Source organism: Arthrobacter sp. MP_M4, from assembly GCF_035984855.1.
Classification (GTDB): Bacteria; Actinomycetota; Actinomycetes; order Actinomycetales; family Micrococcaceae; genus Arthrobacter.
The window spans coordinates 1-1439 of record NZ_JAXCHX010000063.1 but is presented as its reverse complement, the minus strand read 5'-3'; the positions used below and the strand labels follow the sequence as shown (position 1 = coordinate 1439).

At 66.9% G+C, this 1439-nt stretch carries 1 protein-coding gene and 1 pseudogene; both read right to left on the bottom strand.

All coding sequences use genetic code 11. The features are described 5' to 3' along the window. Positions 1-869 (bottom strand): YihY/virulence factor BrkB family protein (locus RCH15_RS19010; RefSeq protein WP_326962210.1); only part of this gene is annotated, 869 nt, incomplete at its 3' end. A 207-nt stretch (positions 870-1076) separates the two neighbouring features. Next, a pseudogene (locus RCH15_RS19005) lies at positions 1077-1439 on the bottom strand (DUF3618 domain-containing protein); the annotation flags it as partial.

Sequence of the window (1439 nt, the reverse complement as noted above, 5' to 3'; positions counted from 1 at the left end):
ACTCCGCCGATCGCGCCGTAGGTCTGGTTGTAGCTGCTGAAGTTCCCGACGTAGAACCCGAAGGCCAGGGACGCGAGGAGGAAGATGCCGAGCGCGATCAGGGATCCCAGGCTCATCCAGCGGAACTTGGGTTGCTTGACGTTCGGGGTGGCGTAGTACAGGACCGCGATCGCGATGACGATCAGGGCGATCATGACCGGCCACTTCAGGATGTTCCAGCCCGTGAGGAACGCGGTGCCCAGGCCGATGGTGTTCCCGACCGATTCCGCGACGGGCCCGGTCAGGACCAGCATCGCGGCGAGGACCAGGACGATGAGCAGGTTGATGAGCGTCACGGCCAGGATCGTGCCGCGGAGTTTCACAAAGCCCCGGCCCTCATCGATTTCATAGACCCGGTTCATGGCCCGGGAGAACGCCCCGACATACCCGGACGCGGACCAGAGCGCGGTCAGCAGGCCCAGGACCAGGGTGAACCCGGCGGCCTCAGAGGAACTGAGTTGTTCGATCGGGCCCCGGAGCGCGGTGACCGTCTCACCGGGAGCGAAGCCCTGAACGATGTCCAGGAGCGCGGAGGTGGTCTTCGCGGAATCCCCCACGATGCCCAGCAGCGATACCAGGGCCAGCAGGGCCGGGAAAATCGAGAGGACCGCGTAGTACGTCAGGGCCGCGGCGAGGTCCGGGCACTGGTCCGAGGTGAACTCCCGCAGCGTTTTCTTCGCAATGTATTTCCACGAGGGTTTGGAAAGCTCCGCGGGGCTCTCCGCTTTCCGGGAGTCATCCGGTGCCGGGGCCTGCCGGGCCTTGGCGGTGCTGCTCTCCGCGGTTTCAGCGTCAGCGCCGGGCGCTGCGGCGCCGGGATTCTTAACCATCGACAAAGTCCTTCTCTCAAAAATTCACGAACACCCCCGGGTGGTGTCAAGGGAGCCCGGCCCGGTAAAGGCGGTTTTAAGTGCCGCCGGCCGGCTGCCCGGCGCGTCAGCGCAGGACAACCGGCCGGAAACAACAACTACAACACCCGGGGACGCCTAAGCCGGATCAACGACTCAAACAGGCCCGCCAGGTGGTGCCGGGGCGGGTCAGGGCTGCTGGACGGTGTCCTTGGCCTGGGCCGTGCGGTCCTTGACGTCCGCGACCGCGTCCTGGCCCTCGGCCTTGACGTTCCCGGCCGCGTCGGCCGCGGTGGCCTTGACGTTCTCCATCGCTTCCTGCGCCGGTTCCTTCAAACCCTCCGCGACGTGCTTCGCGGCGTCGGTCAGTTCCGTCGTCAACGGCTCGGCCGCGGTCTTCAACGCATCAGCGGCTTCGCGTTCCTTCTGGCTCGCCGGGATCAGCGAGGACACCAACAACCCCGCGCCGAACGCGATCAGGCCCGCCGCCAACGGGTTGCCCCGGGCCTTGGTCTTCAGCTGCGCGGGCGCGTCCCCGACCGCGGCACCGGC